The organism is Pseudoalteromonas sp. SG43-4 (genome assembly GCF_014164325.1).
Lineage (GTDB): Bacteria > Pseudomonadota > Gammaproteobacteria > Enterobacterales > Alteromonadaceae > Pseudoalteromonas > Pseudoalteromonas distincta.
Map to the genome: position 1 here is coordinate 1 of NZ_JACJFB010000073.1, position 294 is coordinate 294.

Sequence of the window (294 nt, forward strand, 5' to 3'; positions counted from 1 at the left end):
GTCTAAAAATTCAGTTGTCCTAGTGACACATTTATGTGTCCCCATCGTCTAGAGGCCTAGGACACCGCCCTTTCACGGCGGTAACAGGGGTTCGAATCCCCTTGGGGACGCCACTTACTTATTTTTAATAGGGAAGTGAAGTGTTATTAAGAAAGCTCGCCTGAAACGAGTCTAAAAATTCAGTTGTCCTAGTGACACATTTATGTGTCCCCATCGTCTAGAGGCCTAGGACACCGCCCTTTCACGGCGGTAACAGGGGTTCGAATCCCCTTGGGGACGCCACTTACTTATTTT

At 48.0% G+C, this 294-nt stretch carries 2 tRNA genes; both read left to right on the forward strand.

Annotation, left to right across the window (positions count from 1 at the left end):
* Positions 1 to 37 precede the first annotated feature (37 nt).
* Positions 38 to 113, forward strand: a tRNA-Glu gene (locus H5160_RS20225).
* A 93-nt stretch (positions 114 to 206) separates the two neighbouring features.
* Positions 207 to 282 (forward strand) — tRNA-Glu (locus H5160_RS20230).
* Positions 283 to 294 lie beyond the last annotated feature (12 nt).